The following is a 2,378-nucleotide window of genomic DNA, read 5'->3' as shown; positions in this document are numbered from 1 at the left end:
AGCGGGTACTTCCTCGGGGCAGGCATCGTCTGGGCTCCTCTCGTGAGACCCATCTGACCCCCTGTCACCCATCCCCGCATCTCGGGGGAACCTCACTCACAGGTGTAGTTGTAGGGAACGTCCAGGTGATGGTGGCGGCGGCGGTAGGCGTAGGCGGCCTGCAATCCTCGGGCGAAGGCCCGTTGGGAAGCGCCGCGCGGGCGGCGCAGCAGGAGGGCCAGGGGGTGCTCGATGGGGAGGTCGCCCAAGAGGTGGCGCTGGTAGTCCTCGAGCCCGTCGAGGTTGTCGATCTGCTCGGCCAGCCATTGGGTCAGCACAGGGGCGTCGCCGGTGAGTTGGTGCGGGCCGGGGAAAACCAGGGTCTTGTCGCGTGCGGCGGCGTGGGCGCGAGCGTAGGTGCGTTTCCATTCGGCTCTGCCTTTGGCGTTCCACCAGGGGTAGATCTCGTTCAGGGCCCGCTGGTAGCAGTGGGGCAGGCGGCGGCTGTTGGCTTCCTTTCGGCTGTCGGCGAGCCAGCGGCCCAAGTGCAGGCCTTGGTGGTGTTCGGCCCACCGGGGTGCGAGGTGTCCGTGGCGGGTGACGTAGTCGCGGGCGATGAGGAGTTTGCGCTCGATGCTGTGCGGGGGGTGCTCCCAGATCATGCCGAGGGTGTCCAGTGCTGCGATGCGTTCGGGCAGGAGCAGGCCGTTGTCGCGCATGGAGCGTTGTGCGCCGATCCACCAGCCGAGGTAGAAGCGGCCGTCGTGGAGGTAGCGGCTGGGGACGTCGAGGTGGCCGTTTTGGAGATGGAAGTCTGTGGCGACTTCGAAGGCGGCCTCCCATACGCGGTTGGGGGCCATGACGTCGTTCAGGTCGAGGACGGGGATGATCTCGTCGGCGCGTTCCGGGGGCGGCGCGAGTTGGGGGGTGGCGGTGGGGTCGCCCGGGTACCGGAAGTGGTCGACGAGGTGGAAGGTGTGCTCGTCGTAGACGTCGAGGTCGATGAGGACCTTGTAGATCAGGTGGAAGGCGGTTTTCTTGACGGCCTCCTCGAGGGTTTCGCCGGGTGCCATGTAGATGGGGATGACGATGGTGGAGATCTTGTTGTCGCCTGGGGTCTGGCGCAGTGCGCGTCCGATGGACTGGATGATGTCGATGGTGCTGGTCTTGGGGTGGGCGAAGAGCAGGGAGTCGATGGCGGGGATGTCGACGCCTTCGGCGCAGCAGCGGCAGTTGGTGAGGACGGCCCGGCGGAGCGGCTGCTGTGAGGCGGGGGTGCTGAGGGGCGCGGAGGCGAAGTCGGTGTAGTTCTTGTGGCGTTCGAAGGGGGGCTGCCGGGAGTTGACGGTGCCGACCTGCAGGGGGGCGTGGTAGGCCGGGGGCATGAGGGCCGCGGTCTCGTGGAGTGTTTCGGCGAAGACGTCCGCTGCGGCGATGCAGGGGTGGAAGGTCAGTGTGCGGCGCAGGTCGTAGCGGTGCTGCGCGACCAGCAGGGCGACTTGGGCGGCTGCGGCACGCAAGGCTTCGCCGGTCCAGGTGTGTGCGGGGAGCCGGTTCAGGAGGCCCCGCAGGTCTTCGTCTCTGATCACGACGCCGGCGATGCGGTAGTCGGCGAGGAGCCCCTCGTCGATCGCCTCTCTCAGGGAGATGCGGTAGACGACGGGCCCGTAGATACTCACGTCGTCCATGGAGGCGATGACGGTGTCGGCGTTGATGCCCTTTTCGCGGGCTTTCTTCTCGTCGAAGACGCGGGGCGTCGCGGTCATGTAGAGGCGGTGGCGGGCGGGCAGCTTGTCGTCGTGGTGGATGCGGGCCCAGGGCTTGTCGTAGTCACCGGCGGTGCGGTGGGCTTCGTCGGCGACCACGACGTCCCAGCGGGGCAGGTGGAAGTCGCGGTGGGCTTCGACGACCTTGTCCAGGGAGTCATAGGTGCAGAACACGTTGAGCGGTCCTGGGGTGTCGGCTGCCTGCCAGGCCAGGTCGTCGGCGGTGCCCACCATGGTGAGGACGTCGGCCAGGTACGGGTCTGCCGGGTGGCTTGAGGAACAGACACCGAGGTAGCGGCCGGGACGTCCTTCGCTGTGCCATTTCGCGGCGGTCTGCTCAAGGAGTCGCAGGGAGGGGACTGCCACCAGGGAGGCGCCCTCGGGTGCGGTTTCCTGGACGACGTGCAGGGCCACCAGGGTCTTTCCGGTGCCGGTGGCCATGTAGACGCTGACACGGCGGTAGCCCTCGATGAAGCTGCTCGCGGAGGTGTCGACGGCGATTTGCTGGCCTCCGCGCAGGCGGGTCTTCAGGCTCGAGGTGAGGTTCCCCCGCTGTGCGGGGCGGCTGACTAGCCGGTCAGGGCGGTTTGACGTGGTTTCAGGTTCACTTGTTCGGTCGTTGCCTGGTCGGCG

General features: G+C 67.6%; 1 protein-coding gene. It reads right to left on the bottom strand.

The features are described from left to right. Nucleotides 1–92: 92 nt before the first annotated feature. Nucleotides 93–2,276: a Helicase associated domain protein gene (locus tag AB0958_RS44945; RefSeq protein WP_366896264.1), complete on the bottom strand. Its 2,184-nt coding sequence runs from the start codon at nucleotides 2,274–2,276 to the stop codon at nucleotides 93–95. Nucleotides 2,277–2,378 lie beyond the last annotated feature (102 nt).

Source organism: Streptomyces sp. NPDC006655, assembly GCF_040703965.1.
GTDB lineage: Bacteria > Actinomycetota > Actinomycetes > Streptomycetales > Streptomycetaceae > Streptomyces.
This window is presented reverse-complemented; position numbering and strand designations above follow the sequence as displayed.